Here is a 16774-nt window from a genome sequence, read left to right on the forward strand (position 1 = left end):
AGGGGGAGAGGATCATGGCACCGAGCTGGACGCAGTATCGCAAGGAAGGAAAGCTCTCCGAGGACGCGCAGCTGAAGAAGCTGGGTCTGCTGGTCGTCGACGACGAGGCGGAGATCGTCGGCTCGCTGGGCGAGATGTTCGCCGAGCACTTCGAGCTCCACCGCTGCACCTCGGGGCGCGAGGCCCTGGAGGTCTTCAAGGAGCACTCGCCGAAGATCATCCTCTCGGATCAGCGGATGCCCGAGATGAGCGGCCTCGAGCTCTTCAAGGAGCTCAAGGAGATCGATCCGTCGACGGTGCGGATCCTGGTCACCGGTTACAGCGACATCAACGTGGTGATCGAGGCGCTGAACGAGGGCCTGATCTGGAAGTACGTGACCAAGCCCTGGGACCACGAGGAGTTCCGCCAGCTGGTGCTGCAGAGCGCGCGGCACTACCTGAAGGAGAATGGCCTCCCCGAGGATCAGTTCGCGCTCAAGGGCTTCATGGGCTTCTGACCGATGACAGAGCCCTCCGCCGGTCGCCGGGTGAGCTGCAGCAGCTGCGGCGCGCCGGCGACCTGGAGCCCCGGCGACGGGGCCCTCGCCTGCGAGCACTGCGGGGCCACCACGATGGTGGACGCCCCGGAGGGGGAGCTGCCCGAGCACGCCATCGAGGAGGCCCTGCACAAGGCGCGCCGGGGCTTCGACCGGGAGGTCCAGCGGCTGCGCTGCGCCGAGTGCGGGGCGGTCTCGGACACGGATCCCGGGATGCTCTCCTCGATCTGCTCCTTCTGCGGCGCCCACGGGGTGGTGGAACTGAAGGAGACCACCGATCACGTCGTGCCCGGCGCCGTCCTCCCCTTCACCTTCTCCCGGGAGGCGACCCTCGCCGCCTACCGGGAGTGGCTCGAGGGGCTCTGGTTCCGACCCGACGACCTGCGGCGCCGGGCGCGGCTGGAGGAGCTGCACGGCATCTACCTCCCCTTCTGGGCCTACGACGCCGACGTCCACTCCTGGTGGAAGGCCATCGAGCCCTTCGACACCGAGAAGGCCGTGCCCTACGACCCTGCCTACCGGCGCTTCCGGAATCCGTGTGGGTAGCAGCGTAGCATGAAGGTGGTCGCGGGAGCCTGCGGGGTCGGCTACGGTCGAGCCATGAGAGACCGAGACCTGTACGCGAGGATGCTGGGAATCGAGGCCCCCTGGAAGGTCGAGGACGTCGAGCTCGACGTCGGCGGTGGGGAGGTCGTGGTGCACCTCGTCCACCAGGGGAAGCTGACCTGCGCCGAGTGTGGCGCGGTAGCCCCTGGCTACGACACCCGCGAGCGTCGATGGCGGCACCTGGACACCATGCAGTTTCGGACGATCCTGGCTGCCAAGGTGCCTCGGACGAAGTGCGAGACCCACGGCGTGCTCCAGATGCCCGTGCCGTGGTCGGAGCCGGGGTCCGGCTTCACCGCGCTCTACGAGGCGCTGATCATCGATCTGCTCGGCGAGATGAGCTTCTCCGCGGTCACCCGGCTGACGGGGATGTCGTGGAGCCAGGTCGACGGGGTCCACGAGCGAGCGGTGCGACGCGGCCTCGCTCGGCGAGAAGCGCGACTGCCCAAGAAGCTCGGCGTCGACGAGACCTCGTTCCAGAAGCGCCACGAGTACGTGACCGTCGTCAGCGACGACCAGGGACAGGTGGTGCACGTCGCCGATGGGCGAGGCCGGGATGCCCTCGACGTCTTCTGCGAGCAGTTCGACGAGGAGGCCCTCGCAAAGGTCGAGGTCGTCGCCATGGACATGCACGCACCGTACATCCGGTCGACCGAGGACCACGTGCCCGGGGCGAAGGAGAAGATCGCCTTCGACAAGTTTCACGTGGCGAAGCACCTGGGCGACGCGGTGGACAAGGTGCGCAGGAAAGAGCACCGAGAGCTGATGGCCTGGGGAGACGACACCCTCAAGGGCACGCGCTACGACTGGCTCAAGCATCCGAAGAACGTGAGCGACGAGGCGTGGAAGGGGTACTTCGCTGAGCTCCGGCAGACGACGCTCCGGACCGCCAGGGCGTGGGGCTACAAGGAGTGGGGAATGTCGCTGTGGGACTACCAGAGCCGGGGCTGGGCACGCCGAGGCTGGCAGAAGTGGTACGCGTCGGCGATCCGATGTCGCCTCGAGCCGGTGAAGAGGGTGGCTCGGACGGTGAAGGCCCACCTCGCCGGGATCATCACCGCAGTCGTGAAGCGAGTGACGAACGCGAGGGCCGAAGGGATCAACTCGGTGATCCAGAAACTGAAGGGACGCGCGAGGGGCTACCGAAACCGGACCCGCTTCCGCAACGCGATCTACTTCCATCTCGGCGGCCTTGAGCTCTACCCAGAGAGCGTCAGGCGGTGAGCCTCAACCCACACGATTTCCCGAAGAGCCCTTTTGGGAGAGGGCTTTTGACGGAAGTTGCGTTATCAGACCCTGCGGTCGGGTCGTTCGAGACTCCAGTCTACCGTAGAATGGTGGCCTCGGGGCCTCACCAGGGGACCTGGAGCGGTGAAGTGGGTGAAGGTCTGGCAGAAGGCCGTCGAAGAGCTCCTGCCCCGCAAGACGAGAGGCTGGAGACCGCCGAGGATCACGTGGCGAGACCTCGCGAAGCGCGCCATGGACCCGAACCGAAACCGCCCTCCGATCCGCTCGAGACTGGCTCTGGAGCTGGTGCCGGCGAGGTGACAATGGGGCTTGACCGATCACGAATGCGATTGACCGCTGTGATGGCCCTCTCGGGCACGAACCAGGTTTCAGACACCTGGCTCGTGCTACCTGATCGGGCTTTCAGGTTGGAGCTCTGCCGGGATCAGGAACTAGATCCCCAGCATCCGGTCACACCGTAACCGGGAGGGTCACGGTGGGGGCCGGCCAAGTCCCTGAAATCACGGGGGCCGGCGAGGCGCGGGGCTTGCAAAGGGAAGGCGGTCGATGCGCGTCCCCCTTCGACTCCTGCTGATCGTCTCCCTCCTCTCTCCCCTCTCCCTCGCCCGGGCCGAGGCCCCCGTCGAGCGCGAGGTGCTGCTGCCCGAGGCCGATGCCCTCGCCCGCGCGGTGCTCGCGGCCAACCCCGAGCTCTCGGCCCTGGAGAGCGAGGTGGCCGCCGCCCGCTCGATGGCCGGCGGCGCCGGGCTCTGGATGGACCCGATGGTGGGCGCGGAGTACTCGAACATGGCCTTCGCCCGCCCCTACCCCGGCGGCCACGCCATGAGCGGGGTGCAGCTCAAGCTGCAGCAGACCCTCCCCTTCCCCGGCAAGCTCGCCGCCCGGCGCGCCGCCGCGGACGCGAAGATCGAGGTCGCGGCCGCCAGCCTCCCGGAGCGCCAGAACCTCCTGGTGGGTGAGGTGCGCGCCCTCTGGGTGCGCCTCGGGCTCGTCCGGCAGCTGCGGAAGATCACCCGCTCGCACATCGAGCTCCTCGCGCAGCTCACCGAGATCGCCTCGGTGCGCGCGGAGGTCGGGCAGGCCAGCCCGATCGAGCTGCAGCGCCTCACCCTCCTCGGCGACCGCCTCGAGGACGACCTGGAGGACTTCGATCGCGACGAGGCCCTGCTGCTGGCGCGCCTCGATGCCCTCCTCCACCGGGCGCCGGGCGAGGCCGTCTGGTCCCTCTCCGAGTATCCCGCCCTCCCCTCGCCTCCGGCCCTGGAGGCGCTGGTCGAGGAGGCGATCGCGCGCGACCCCACCCTGCGGCGCCTGGCGGCCGCCGCCGCTTCCGAGCAGGCCGAGCGCCGGGCGGCGAGGACCGAGCGCAAGCCGGACGTGACCGCCTGGGCGGGCTACCGCTTCCGCGCTCCGGTCAGCGGCGGCGACCCCGGCGAGGATTTCTTCTCGGTGGGCGCCTCGATACCCCTGCCCTGGCTCTGGAACGATCGCCGGCACGGCGCCCGCGAGGCCCGGCACGCCGCGAACGCCCGGAGCCTCGGCGCGCGGCTCGAGAGCCGGCAGGACCAGCTGCGGGGCGCCCTGGCGAACGCCCACGCCCGCCTGGTGCGTGCCGCGACCAAGGCCACGCGCTACCGCGAGAAGCTGGTGCCCGAGGCCCACGCGGTCCTCGACGCCACCCTCGCCGTCTACCCCACCGGGAAGGTCGGCTTCGAGTCGGTCTTCCAGGCCGAGCTCCAGCTCCTCGAGTTCGAGCGCACCCTGCGCCGCACCGAGGCCGAGGGCTGGCTGGCCCAGACCGAGCTCGAGACCCTCACCGCCGAGAACCTCCGGCTCGTGGAGACGAAGTGATGACGTTCCTCAAGGTCCTCGGCGCCGTGGGTGCCCTCTCGCTGGTGATCGCTCTTGGTGCTGTCCCCCTCGGTCAGCGTGACGCGCACGCGCTCGAGCACGCGCACGGAAGTTCCCCGGTCACCTGGACCTGCTCGATGCACCCCCAGGTCTCCGAGGACGCGCCGGGGGAGTGCTGGATCTGTGGGATGGACCTGGTGCCCCAGGGAAAAGACGGTGACGGTGACGGGGACGCCGTCGAGAAGCGGACCACCAAGACGGTTCATGTGTGTCCGATGCATCCGCAGATCGTGGAGGAGGAGGCGGGCACCTGCTCCATCTGCGGGATGGACCTGGTCGAGAAGGAGATCGAGGTCGAGGGAGAGCCCGAGGATCCGGCGCCGCCGGCCCGGGAGATCCTCTACTGGGTCGCCCCGATGGACCCGAATTACCGCTCGGACTCGCCGGGCAAGTCCCCCATGGGCATGGACCTGGTCCCGGTCTACGCCGGCGCCGAGAAGACGGCCGGCCTGGTCGAGATCGATCCGGTGGTGGTGCAGAACATGGGCGTGCGGATCGCCACCGCCCGGCGGATGACCCTCACCCGCTCGGTGCGCACGGTCGGCCAGGTGATCCCCGCCGAGGACCGCCTCTCGGTGGTGAACCTGCGCTTCTCGGGCTGGATCGAGAAGATCTTCGTCGATGAGACCGGGGGGAAGATCGCCGCCGGCGATCCCCTCTTCGCCGTCTACAGCCCGGAGCTGCTCGCGGCGCAGGACGAGCTGCTGGTGGCCCTGCGCACCTCCGGGCCCGCCTCGGGCCTGGCGCGGGCGGCGCGGCGGCGCCTCGAGCTGCTGGGGCTGCGCGGCTGGCAGATCGACATGATCGTGAAGGAGGGCAAGAGCCGGCCCACCCTCACCGTGCCCGCGCCCCGGGACGGCCACGTCCTCCACAAGAACGTCCTCGAGGGCGCCCACGTGAAGGCCGGCACCGACCTCTACCGGATCGCCGACCTCTCGACGGTCTGGGTCGAGGCCGAGGTCTACGAGCACGCCGCCGGGCTGATCGAGGTGGGCGCGAAGGTGGAGCTGCAGCTCACCTTCCAGCCCGGCGAGGTCCGCACCGGCGAGGTGGCCTACGTCTACCCCACCCTGAACGAGCGCACCCGGACCCTGCGGGTGCGCATCGAGCTGTCCAACGAGGACCTCTCCCTCAAGCCCGGCGGCTTCGCCACGGTCTCCATCGCCACCCCCGGTCAGCCGGAGACGGTGGTGGTGCCCACCGAGGCGGTGATCCACTCCGGCCGGCGCGAGCTGGTCTTCGTCGCCCTCTCCCTGGGCCGCTACGAGGCGCGCACTGTGCGCACCGGCCTCTCGGGGGACGGCTACCAGACCGAGATCCTCGAGGGCCTGCGCGAGGGCGAGCGGGTCGTGGTCAGCGGGCAGTTCCTCCTCGACTCCGAGAGCCAGCTCAAGGAGGCGGTCCAGAAGATGCTGGCCGCCCGCCTCCACGCCCGCTCCCCGGAAGGCCAGGTGCAGGGCATCGCCGACGATGACGGCTCGAAGAGCGGCGGAGGCGGCTACTGGACCTGCGGGATGCACCCCGAGGTGGTCCAGGAGGAGCCGGGCACCTGCCCGATCTGCGGTATGGACCTGACCTTCGAAGAGAACTGAGGCGCTCGATGGTAACCAAGCTCATCGAGGCCTGCATCCGAAACCGCCTCTTCGTCCTCATCGTCGCCGCCGCGGTCTCCTTCGGCGGCGCCTGGGCGCTCATGAGGACGCCGGTGGACGCGATCCCCGACCTCTCGGACGTCCAGGTGATCGTCTACACCGAGTACTCCGGCCAGGCCCCGCAGGTGGTCGAGGATCAGGTCACCTATCCCCTGACCACCGCCATGCTGGCCGTGCCCCACGCCAAGACCGTGCGGGGCTACTCCTTCTTCGGCTTCTCGATGGTCTACGTGATCTTCGAGGACGGCACCGATCTCTACTGGGCTCGCTCGCGGGTCCTCGAGTACCTGAACTTCGCCCGGGGCCGCCTGCCCGCCGGCCTCTCGCCCCAGCTCGGCCCCGACGCCACCGGCGTGGGCTGGATCTACGAGTACACCCTCTCCGACTTCAGCCCCCGGACCGGGGTGCTCAAGGCGCAGCTCGACGCCGACGGCAACGGGATGGTCGATGAGGCCGAGCTGCCGGCGATCCCCGCCGCCGAGCTCGCCGCGGCCGACCGCGAGCAGCGCGCGGCGGTCTATCCCGAGAAGACCCTGCTGGAGCTCTTCGCCGTCGCGGAGCATCCGGGGATCGGCAGCACCCTGGCCTTCGCCGAGGAGTCGGTGCGCTACCTGAAGAAGGGCTTCGACGAGGACCGCGACGAGGGCATCTCGAAGCAGGAGCTCTACCTGGCGGCGAACTTCGCCGGCATCGATCTGGCCAACCTGCGCAGCCTGCAGGACTGGTACCTGCGCTACGAGCTGATGGCGATCCCGGGCGTCTCCGAGGTCGCCAGCGCCGGCGGCTACGTGCGGCAGTACCAGATCGAGGTCGACCCGGAGAAGCTGCGCGCGCACGGGCTCACCCTGGGCAAGATCAAGCAGGCCGTGCAGCGCTCGAACCTCGACGTGGGCGGCCGCCTGGTCGAGCTGGGCGAGACCGAGTTCATGGTGCGGGGCAAGGGCTACATCTCCAGCCTGGACGACCTGAAGGTGGTCCCGGTGGGGATGGACCCGGCGACCCACACGCCGATCTACCTCTCGCAGGTCGCCGACATCCACCTGGGTCCCGAGCTGCGCCGCGGCATCATGGAGATGAACGGCCAGGGCGAGGTCGTCAGCGGCATCGTGCTGGTGCGCTTCGGTGAGAACGCCCTCGAGGTCATCGAGCGGGTGAAGACCCGGATGGCCGAGCTGGAGCCCGGCCTGCCGGCGGGCGTCGAGGTCCACGTCTCCTACGATCGCTCGGCCCTGATCCACCGCGCCGTCGACACCCTCACGACGAAGCTGCTCGAGGAGATGCTGGTGGTGGCCCTCATCTGCATCCTCTTCCTCCTGCACTTCCGCTCGGCCTTCGTCGCGATCATCACCCTGCCGGTGGGCATCCTGATGAGCTTCATCGTGATGAACCTGCTGGGGATCAGCGCCAACATCATGAGCCTGGGAGGCATCGCCATCGCCATCGGGGTGATGGTCGACGCCTCGGTGGTGATGGTGGAGAACCTCCACAAGCACAAGGAGAGGAACGACGGCCGCAGCCACCTGCAGACCGTGATCGACGCCAGCGTCGAGGTGGGCCCGGCCCTCTTCTTCTCCCTGCTCATCGTCACGGTGAGCTTCCTGCCGGTCTTCGCCCTCGAGGCGCAGGAAGGAAGGATGTTCCGGCCCCTGGCCTACACCAAGACCTTCGCCATGGCCTCCTCGGCCATCGTGGCGGTGACCCTGATCCCCGTGCTGATGGTCTTCTTCGTGCGCGGGAAGATCCGCACCGAGGCGCAGAACCCCATCTCCCGCTTCTTCATCGCCGCCTACCGGCCGATCATCCGCGCGGTCCTGCGCTTCCCCGCGGCGACGATCGCGATCTCCCTCCTGCTGCTCGGCCTCACCCTCTGGCCCTACTCGAGGCTGGGCTCGGAGTTCATGCCGCCGCTGAACGAGGGCGACATCCTCTACATGCCCACCACGCCGCCGGGGATCTCGATCACCAAGGCGAAGGAGTTGCTGCAGCAGACCGACAAGCTGATCGCGACCCACCCCCAGGTCGCCCACGTCCTGGGCAAGATCGGCCGCGCCGAGACCGCCACCGATCCGGCGCCCCTCTCGATGATCGAGACCACGATCCTCCTGACGCCGAAGGAGACCTGGCCCGAGGGCAAGACCATCGAGGACATCGCCGCCGAGTTGGATCAGCGGGTGAAGATCCCGGGCCTGACCAACGCCTGGACCATGCCGATCAAGACCCGGATCGACATGCTGGCCACGGGCATCAAGACGCCGGTGGGCGTGAAGCTGCTCGGCGACGACCTGACCCAGCTCTCCGCCATCGGCACCGAGATCGAGGGGCTCCTGCGGGGCCTGCCCGACACCCGCAGCGTCTACTCGGAGCGGGTGGTCGGCGGGAACTACCTCGACGTCGACATCGACCGAGAGAAGGCGGCTCGCTTCGGCCTCACCGTCGCCGACGTGCAGGAGGTCGTCGCCTCGGCCATCGGCGGGATGAACGTCACCTACACCGTCGAGGGCCTCGAGCGATACCCGGTGAACCTGCGCTACCCCCGAGAGCTGCGCAGCGACCTCTCGGCCCTGCGCGAGCTGGCCGTGCCCACCCCGATGGGGCACGCCGTCCCCCTGGGCTCGGTCGCGACCCTCTCCACCCGGAAGGGGCCGCCGGCGATCAAGAGCGAGAATGCCCGGCGCACCGCCTGGATCTTCGTCGATCTGAAGACCTCGGACGTCGGCGGCTACGTGAAGGAGGCCCGGGAGCTCGTCCGCAAGGAGATCGATCTCCCCGACGGGGTCTCGATCCAGTGGTCGGGGCAGTTCGAGTACATGGAGCACGCGAAGGAGACCCTCTCCGGGGTCATCCCCCTCACCCTCGCGATCATCTTCCTCTTGCTCTACCTGCACTTCCGCTCGATCACCGAGTCGCTGATCGTCATGGCCACCCTGCCCTTCGCGCTGATCGGCGGCATCTGGCTGATGTGGCTGCTGGACTTCAACCTCTCGGTCGCCGTCGGGGTCGGCTTCATCGCCCTGGCCGGCCTCGCCGCCGAGACCGGGGTGGTCATGCTGGTCTACCTCGACGAGGCCTTCACCCGCTGGAAGCGCGAGGGGCGCCTGAAGACCCTGGCCGATCTCTCCGGCCCCATCCTCGAGGGCGCCGTCGACCGGGTCCGCCCCAAGCTGATGACCGTCGCCACCACCCTCATCGGCCTCTTGCCGGTGATGTTCGGCACCGAGACCGGCACCCGGGTGATGAAGCGCATCGCCGCCCCCATGGTGGGCGGCCTCGTCTCCTCCACCATCCTGACCCTGATCATCCTTCCGGCCATCTACCTCCTCTGGAAGCGCCTCACCGAGCGCAAGGAGCTCTCATGAAGACCCTGAAGACCCTCTCCCTCTCCCTCTTCGCCACCACCCTCCTCCTCGCCTGCTCGAGCCCGGCCCTCGCCGGCGGCTCGAAGTTCGACGAGGGGATGAAGCCCATCCTCGAGCACTACCTGAAGGCCCAGGAGGCCCTCGCCGGCGACACCACCGAGGGCGTCCAGGACGCCGGGAAGAAGATCGCGAAGCTGGCGAAGAAGCTCGACGCCAAGAGCGTCACCGGCGAGCACAAGGAGCACTTCGCCAAGCTGCCGGAGAAGATCCTCGCCGGCGCCGAGGCCCTCACCGGGGCCGACACGATCGAGGCCCAGCGCGACGCCTTCAAGAAGCTCTCCCGGCCGATCTCGATGTGGACCGAGATGGCGAAGCCCGCGGGGGTCTCGGTCGTCTTCTGCTCGATGGCCAAGGGCAGCTGGGTCCAGTCGGGCGAGGACATCCGCAACCCCTACTACGGGGCGAAGATGCTGGCCTGCGGCGAGGTGATCTCGGGGGCCCCGGCGAAGGGGCACAGCCACGAGGAGATGAGCAAGAAGAAGTAGCGGTCTTGCATTCGGGGGCCGCTCGGACTTGGGTGGGGGCATGCGGGATCCAGGAAGAGCCGTGGACGTGGACGTGCACGTGCACGTGTACGTGTACGGGGTAGTTCTCCTGCTCGCGCTCGGCTCGGCCCGAGTCGCGCACGCCGCCTACCCGACCCCCGCCCGGGGTGAGGAGGCGATGGTCGTCACGGCCCGCCCCGAGGCGACCCGCGCCGCCCTGCAGATCCTGAAGGCCGGCGGCAACGCGGTGGACGCCGCGGTCTGCGCGGCCCTCGTCCTCGGGGTGGTCGAGCCCTACTCCTCGGGGATCGGGGGGGGCGGCTTCCTGCTCCTCCACCGTCCGGGCGAGGAGGCCACCGTCGCCCTCGACTTCCGGGAGAAGGCGCCCGCCGCGGCCACCCGGGACATGTACCTGAAGGAGGGCGAGGTCGTCCCCGGGCTCTCCCGGGAGGGCTGGCTCTCGGTGGCCACCCCGGGTCAGGTCGCCGGGCTGCTCCTGGCCCTGGAGAAGTGGGGCAAGCTGCCGCGCGCGAAGGTGATGGCGCCGGCGATCCGCCTGGCCCGCCAGGGCTTCCCGGTCTCACCCCGCTACCAGCACCTGGCCGGCAAGTCGCTGGAGAAGCTGCGGAAGGATCCGGAGGCCGCGCGGATCTTCCTGACGCGCGGGGAGGACGGCGCCTGGCAGGTGCCGCCCCTGGGCCACGTGGTGAAGCAGCCCGACCTCGCCCGCACCCTCCAGCGGATCGCGAAGCAGGGGAGCAAGGGCTTCTACGCCGGGCCGGTGGCCCGGGCGATCGAGGCGAGCGCGAAGGAAGGCGGCGGCATCCTGACGGCGAAGGACCTCGCGGCCTACGCGCCCACCGAGCGCGCGCCGGTGGTGGGCCGCTACCGGGGCTTCGAGATCCACTCCATGCCCCCGCCCTCCTCCGGAGGGGTGATCCTGCTGGAGCTCCTCCAGATCCTCGAGGGCCACGACCCGAAGGCCCGGGGCTGGCGCTCGCCCGCCACCCTGCACCTGATGGCCGAGGCCATGCGCCGGGCCTTCGCCGACCGGAACACCCAGCTGGGCGATCCGGCCTTCGTCGAGAACCCGATCGACACCCTCCTCGACCCTTCTTACGCGGCCAGGCAGCGGGCGAGCATCGATCCCGCGAAGGCGAGCCGCTCGGATCAGGTGAAGCCCCTGGCCCCGGAGGGCGCCAGCGGGGAGAGCGGGACCCACACCTCGCACCTCTCGGTCGTCGACGCCACGGGCAACGCCGTCGCGCTGACCACCACGGTGAACTACCTCTTCGGCGCCGGGGTGGTGGCGAAGGGCACCGGCGTGCTGATGAACGACGAGATGGACGACTTCGCGGCGGCGCCCGGCGCCCCCAACGTCTTCGGCCTGGTGCAGGGCGAGGCGAACGCCGTGGCGCCGAACAAGATCCCCCTCTCCTCGATGAGCCCCACCCTGGTCTTCGAGCCCGGCGAGGGCGGTCGTCGCCTGCGCTGGGTGGTGGGCTCGCCCGGCGGCCCCCGGATCATCACCACCGTCCTGCAGGTGCTGATCGAGGTGATCGACCACGGCAAGGACATCCAGGAGGCGGTGAGCCTGCCGCGCCTGCATCACCAGTGGTACCCGGACCGGATCTTCGTCGAGCCGGGCTTCGAGGCCGCCACCCTCGAGGGGCTGAAGGCCCTGGGCCACACCCTGGAGGAGGGCGAGCCCTGGTCGGCCGCCAACTGCATCGAGGTCGACGAGGCCGGCGTCCGCCACGGCGGCACCGATCCGAGACAGGAGGGCCTCGCCGAGGGCTACTGAGGATCGGGCTTCGAGGGCGCCTCGTCGTAGCCGGGGTGGGCCTCCCGGATCTGCTCGATCAGCGGCTCGTAGCCCCCGGCGGTCGCCACCGCCTGGCGCAGCCGCACGAAGGTGTCGAAGGGCCAGTTCTTGCTGGTGAGGTTGACGATCCAGGCGGGCAGCCAGCCGCCGGTGTCCATCTGCAGCTCGACCTCCACCCAGGTGTTCTCGGCGTCGATCACCCGCGCCTTGAAGGTCGAGAGCAGGAACTTCGCCCGCACCACGCCGTCTCGCTCGGGCTCCTTCGGGTGGACCACCGAGCGCATGATGTCGGTGACCTCCTTCTTCTCGAGGTCGAAGACGTAGGTGTCGGAGAAGACCAGGTCCCGGTTCTGGAAGGGCCATGGCAGGTGGGTCTGGTTGTAGGTGATCTGGTGCTCGAGGTCCTTCTTCTCGACGAAGTGGTTGTCGACGCAGTCGGCCAGCCAGTCGCAGGAGCGCTCGCTGTCCATGTAGACGGCGACCACCCGGTAGAAGTTGCCCTTCACCACCCCGTGGCCCCGCCAGGCCGCGAAGTTCGAGCCCGGCGTGATCCGCCGGAAGCCGGAGATGCCCTCCTTGACGTAGAGCTTCTCCCAGCCGGCCTCCTCCTCCGAGCGGGCGGGCGCAGGCAGCAGGAGGGAGGCGAGCAGCAGCGCCGCCGCCAGAAGGCCAGTGATCTCCCCGATGCGTCGAACCCCCATGGTGCCCATGGTGCGAGCAAGCCCGTCACCATTGCAAGACCCCGGACGCTGTGCTGTTGATCAGGGGTCCGTGGAGCCGCCGCAAGAAGGCCCACTTCCAAGGGGGAATCGATGCACCTCGCGCTTCGCCGCCTGCTCTCCTGCGCTGCCCTCACCTCGGCCCTCGCGCTGACCGGCTGCCCGAAGGGGCCGGTCGAGGTGCTCTTCGAGCAGCCCCTGGGCTCCCCGAGCCACTCGACGCCCGCGCTGGGCAAGAAGGCCATCGCCTTCGGCACCGAGTCGGGGAACGTCTTCTACTACGGGCGCGACGGCCGCTTCCTGGCGAAGTTCCAGGCCATCAAGGAGGTGGTGGGCGCCCCGGCCTACGACGAGGAGACCGACACCTTCGTCTTCGGCTCGACCTCCTACGTCTTCTACGCCACCTCGGGGCTGGGCAAGCAGCGCTGGAGCGTGGCGACCCGGGACCGGATCAAGGGCGATCCGATCATCGACTCGGGGAGGGTCTACTTCGGCTCCTACGACGACCACTTCTACTGCGTGGACCTCAAGTCCTCCCGCAAGCACTGGATCTTCCCGACCCGGGGTCTGCCGGCCGAGGCCGAGCCCGAGGCCGAGGCGGCCGAGGGAGAGGAGGCCGCCGAGGGGGCCGAGGCCCCGGCGGCGCCCGCCCCGAAGATCGACACCGGCGACTTCAGCTACTCCAAGCCCTTCCTGCACGAGGGCGTCCTCTACGTCGGCAACATGGACGGGCACCTCTACGCCCTCGACGCCAAGAGCGGCGAGATGAAGTGGCGCTACAAGACCGGGGGCGCGGTGACCTCCTCCCCCTGGGTCGAGGGCGACGTCGTCTACTTCGGCAGCAACGACAACCTGCTGCACGCCATCAAGACCGACGGCAAGACCAAGGTCTTCGAGCACAAGACCGGCGGCTGGGTGAACGCCTCCCCCGTCGTGCACGAGGGCGTCCTCTACTGCGGCAGCGACGACGGCAAGCTCTACGCCCTCGATCCCGCCACCGGCGCGCAGAAGTGGGCCTTCGACACCGGCGGCGAGATCAAGAGCCGGCCCGCCTTCCACGGCGACAAGGTGATCATCACCTCCGGCGCCCGCGCCTCGGGCGCGTGGATCATCAACCGCGCCGACGGCACCCTCTTCCACCGGCACGAGACCGCCGGGAAGGTCGAGTCGGATCCGGTGGTCGAGAACGGGGTGCTCTTCCTCACCACCGGCGACGGCACCTTCCTCGGCCTGAAGCTCCCGGCCGCGGGCTAGAGGGCTACCAGGTGATCGGCGGAGGCTCGGCGGCCTCCGCGAAGGGGCCGGTCGAGAGCTCGTCCCAGAGCGCGTTGTCGGCCAGGTAGGGGTAGGCGAAGAGCACGACCCCCTGGCTGCCGACGCTGCGGGCGTACTCGATGTTGCGGATCATCTCGGCGCCGGTGGGGTCGGCCTCGGAGGAGCGGCCCAGGACGTGGACCCCCATGTAGACGTGGCGGCTCCCCACGTGGGCCAGGTGATCGTCGGCCAGGGTGGCGAAGGAGGGGTCGGAGTCGATGCGCATGTAGTTCATCGGCACGATCGCGTCGACGATCCCCTCGGCCAGCCAGGCGTGGCTGTCCTGGTAGTAGTCGCGGCGGCCCCGCGAGCCGGTGACGGCCAGGTCGTTGTTGTGCCAGACGGCGGCGGTGAGCTTCACGCCGGGGTGGCCGCGGGTGATGGCCCAGGCGCCCCGGACGATCTCGGCGACCTGATCGCGCTGCCAGTCCTCCCAGGTCAGGGAGGCGTCGGCGGCCTGCGCGGTGGCGAAGGCCTGCTCGCTCGCGGCGTCGTGGGAGAAGGTCCGGCCGTAGTAGCGGATGTAGTCGAGGTGGAGGCCGTCCACGTCGTAGGAGGAGAGGAGGTCCTCCATCACCGCGAGGAGGTGAGCCCGGGCGGCGGGGATGCCGGGGGAGAGGCAGAGGTAGCCGGTGTCGCCCAGGGTCTGGGCCCGCCCGCCCTCGTCGACCATCAGCCAGTCGGGGTGGTCGAGGAGGACGTGACGGGGCGTGCTCTCGGGGGGCGCGGTCGCGCCGGTCCAGACCGGGACGGTGTTGATCCAGGCGTGCAGCTCGAGGCCGTGGGTGCGCGCCGCCGCCAGCGCGGTGGCCAGGGGATCCCAGCCCGGATCCTGGCCCAGGGTGCCGGAGAGCTCGGAGGCCCAGGGCTCGACGTTGGAGTGGTAGTAGGCGTCGGCCCGGCCCCGCACCTGGAAGAAGATCGTGTTGAAGCCCGCGTCCTTCGCCTCGCCCATGATGCGCTCGACGTCGGCGGCGCTCCCGTAGTTCCAGCGGGTGACCCAGAGGCCCCGCAGCTCCTTGGGCAGGCCGGCGGTGACGGTCAGGGGCGCGCTGCCCACCACCGTGCCCACGGTGGCGGTGACGGTGGCCGCGCCGGCGCGGGCGGCGGTGAGGCTGCCGCTGCTGGTGATGCCGCCGATCTCACCGGGCTGGACGGCCCAGTCGACCGAGGTGGAGATCACCAGATCCTCGCCGCTGGAGAAGTGACCGGTCGCGGTCAGGGCCACGCTCTGGCCCACCTCGAGCACGATCGGCGAGGGCGTGAGGGCGATGGACTCGAGGATCGTGGTGGGCGAGAGGGGCTGGCAGCGGCAGGCGGCCTCGTCGTAGGTGCCCCGCTCGCAGGTGGCGTCGTCCGCCGCGCAGGCGGGGGAGCAGGGCAGCGCCGGCGGCGCACAGACGCAGGTGCTCCCCTCGCAGATCCGGCCCTCACCACAGCCGCCGCAGGCGTCGGGGGGGCCGACCACCCCACCGTCACAGGCGGCGCCGGCGAGGAGGGCGAGGGTGAAGCCGAGGAGGGAGGCCTTCAGGATCGATCGCGTCATCGAGGGGCAGCTTGCCCTCTCGCGACGCGGAGCGCTACTCGACGGTCAAGGTGGTGAAGGTCGAGCCGTCGACGGTCACCTCGTAGCTGCCCGCGGCCAGACCCTCGGGGAAGGCCAGGGAGGCGACGAAGCTCATCCCCGCCGCGTTGCAGTCCCGGGCGCAGTTGGCGCTCTCGGTGCGCAGGGCCAGCACGCTGCCGCTCACCTCACCGAAGAGGCTCGGCGGGTCCCAGCACCCCTGCGGCAGGGAGCCGTAGACCGAGACGTCGAGGGGCTGACCGGCCAGGGCATCGACGTAGGCGAGGTCGGTGGTGATCAGCACCTGCTCCACCGAGCCGGCCGGGAGGGGCACCGGGGCGCAGGTTCCCGCCGCCACCACCTCGAGGGGCCAGGTGCGGGGGTCGCCCGCCACGGTGAGGGTCCAGCTGCCCACCGGCAGGCCCTCGACGAGGGTCTCCGCCCGCACCGGCGCGCTGGTCTGCAGCGGGGCGCAGGTGGCGCTGCACTCGCGCACCACCGGATCGATGACGATGGTCACCGAGGAGGCGTCGACGGCGATGGTGTCCACCGCGGCGCACTCGCTGGGCAGGGCGCCCTCGAGCGCGACGGCGAAGGTGGTGTGCTCCTCCACCCGGGCGGGGGCCTCGAGGGAGAGGACCTCCAGGGTGGAGAGGCGGCAGCTGGAGGTGGGGACCACCTCGACGGTGCCGAAGCTCTGTCCGTTGATCACCACCCGCCAGGAGCCCTCGGCGGGGAAGGTCAGCGGGATGCGCTGGAAGAAGGGCTGGGGTCCCTCGGGGCAGGCTGCCGGGTCGTAGGCGGTGAGCACGCAGCCCTCGGCGGCGATCTCGACCTGCACGACGTCGCCGGTGACGCCGATCGTGGGGGAGAGCAGCTGATCGCACCAGGAGGGCAGGCTGCCGGAGACGGTCAGCTCGGCGCCACCGAGGAGGTGGGTCGCCGGCGGGAGGGTGACGGTGCCGAGGGTGACCTGCGGGCTCTCCTGGCAGAGCGGCGGACCGGAGCCCGCGCCGATCACCGCGACGGTCTCCTCGAGGCGGTCGTTCACCCGCACGGTGTAGAGGCCGGGCTCGAGCGCGGCCAGGGTGGTCTGAGCCTCGAAGGAGCTCGGGGGCAGGTCGCAGTCGCCCAGAGGGCGGAAGGACCAGGCGGTGAGGTCGATCCGCGTGGAGGCGTAAGCGGTCTCGAAGCGCTCGAAGGTGGTGCAGCCGTCGGGGTGCTCACCGCGCACGGTGACGGTGAAGGACTCCCCGGGCTGGACCTGGGGGGGCACCGAGAGCTCGGTGACGCCGGCCAGGATCAGCTCGCCCAGCCCGCCGCCGCCCCGGTTCAGGGAGGCCTCGTCGGAGGCCGCCAGCCAGCACCCGGAGAGCGGGAGCAGGAGGCAGAGGGCCAGGCTGGCGAAGGTGGGTCGAGACATCATCACCTCGTCTCTAGATAGCAAGCGCCGTACCGGCCGGCCGCGCTAGCGGCATGGGCTTCAAGCCCCCGGGAT

The 16774-nt window shown here is 70.0% G+C and carries 12 protein-coding genes; 9 read left to right on the forward strand and 3 right to left on the reverse strand.

Features of this window, described 5'->3' with window-relative positions; genetic code table 11:
• Positions 1-14 precede the first annotated feature (14 nt).
• From P1V51_05070 to ggt, 8 genes are all read left to right on the forward strand, one after another.
• Positions 15-497 carry a response regulator gene (locus tag P1V51_05070; GenBank protein MDF1562392.1) on the forward strand — a complete coding sequence of 161 codons (483 nt, stop codon included), beginning with the start codon at positions 15-17 and terminating at the stop codon, positions 495-497.
• A gap of 3 nt (positions 498-500) precedes the next feature.
• Entirely contained in the window at positions 501-1082 is a 582-nt protein-coding gene (locus P1V51_05075) for a hypothetical protein (protein MDF1562393.1), read from the forward strand.
• 9 nt (positions 1083-1091) lie between these two features.
• On the forward strand, positions 1092-2366 hold the full coding sequence (locus tag P1V51_05080) for an ISL3 family transposase (protein MDF1562394.1): 1275 nt from the start codon (positions 1092-1094) through the stop codon (positions 2364-2366).
• Between the two features lie 570 nt (positions 2367-2936).
• Entirely contained in the window at positions 2937-4241 is a 1305-nt protein-coding gene (locus P1V51_05085; protein MDF1562395.1) for a TolC family protein, read from the forward strand.
• Positions 4241-5893, forward strand: coding sequence for an efflux RND transporter periplasmic adaptor subunit (locus tag P1V51_05090; GenBank protein MDF1562396.1), 1653 nt, complete (start codon positions 4241-4243; stop codon positions 5891-5893). The genes P1V51_05085 and P1V51_05090 overlap by 1 nt, the downstream gene beginning before the upstream one ends.
• An 8-nt stretch (positions 5894-5901) precedes the next feature.
• The gene (locus tag P1V51_05095) at positions 5902-9309 is read left to right on the forward strand and encodes a CusA/CzcA family heavy metal efflux RND transporter (protein ID MDF1562397.1); all 3408 of its coding nucleotides are present in this window, start codon (positions 5902-5904) and stop codon (positions 9307-9309) included.
• Positions 9306-9854 carry a DUF3347 domain-containing protein gene (locus P1V51_05100; protein ID MDF1562398.1) on the forward strand — a complete coding sequence of 183 codons (549 nt, stop codon included), beginning with the start codon at positions 9306-9308 and terminating at the stop codon, positions 9852-9854. The genes P1V51_05095 and P1V51_05100 overlap by 4 nt, the downstream gene beginning before the upstream one ends.
• 40 nt (positions 9855-9894) lie before the next feature.
• The gene (gene ggt, locus P1V51_05105) at positions 9895-11658 is read left to right on the forward strand and encodes a gamma-glutamyltransferase (GenBank protein MDF1562399.1); all 1764 of its coding nucleotides are present in this window, start codon (positions 9895-9897) and stop codon (positions 11656-11658) included.
• On the opposite strand, the gene P1V51_05110 is transcribed toward ggt, so the two are convergent.
• Complete coding sequence (locus P1V51_05110) at positions 11652-12380, reverse strand: START domain-containing protein (GenBank protein ID MDF1562400.1); 729 nt, start codon at positions 12378-12380, stop codon at positions 11652-11654. The two genes, ggt and P1V51_05110, sit on opposite strands and share 7 nt — an antisense overlap.
• Positions 12381-12491: 111 nt before the next feature.
• Here P1V51_05110 and P1V51_05115 point away from each other — a divergent pair, with 111 nt between their 5' ends.
• Entirely contained in the window at positions 12492-13652 is a 1161-nt protein-coding gene (locus tag P1V51_05115; protein ID MDF1562401.1) for a PQQ-binding-like beta-propeller repeat protein, read from the forward strand.
• A gap of 4 nt (positions 13653-13656) precedes the next feature.
• Here P1V51_05115 and P1V51_05120 read toward each other — a convergent pair whose 3' ends face one another.
• A complete protein-coding gene (locus P1V51_05120) occupies positions 13657-15258 on the reverse strand; it encodes a family 10 glycosylhydrolase (GenBank protein MDF1562402.1) in 1602 nt (533 codons plus the stop codon).
• Positions 15259-15292: 34 nt separating this feature from the next.
• Complete coding sequence (locus tag P1V51_05125) at positions 15293-16702, reverse strand: hypothetical protein (GenBank protein MDF1562403.1); 1410 nt, start codon at positions 16700-16702, stop codon at positions 15293-15295.
• Positions 16703-16774: the final 72 nt, after the last annotated feature.

The sequence above is a fragment of the Deltaproteobacteria bacterium genome (genome assembly GCA_029210625.1).
Taxonomy (GTDB): domain Bacteria; phylum Myxococcota; class Myxococcia; order SLRQ01; family SLRQ01; genus JARGFU01.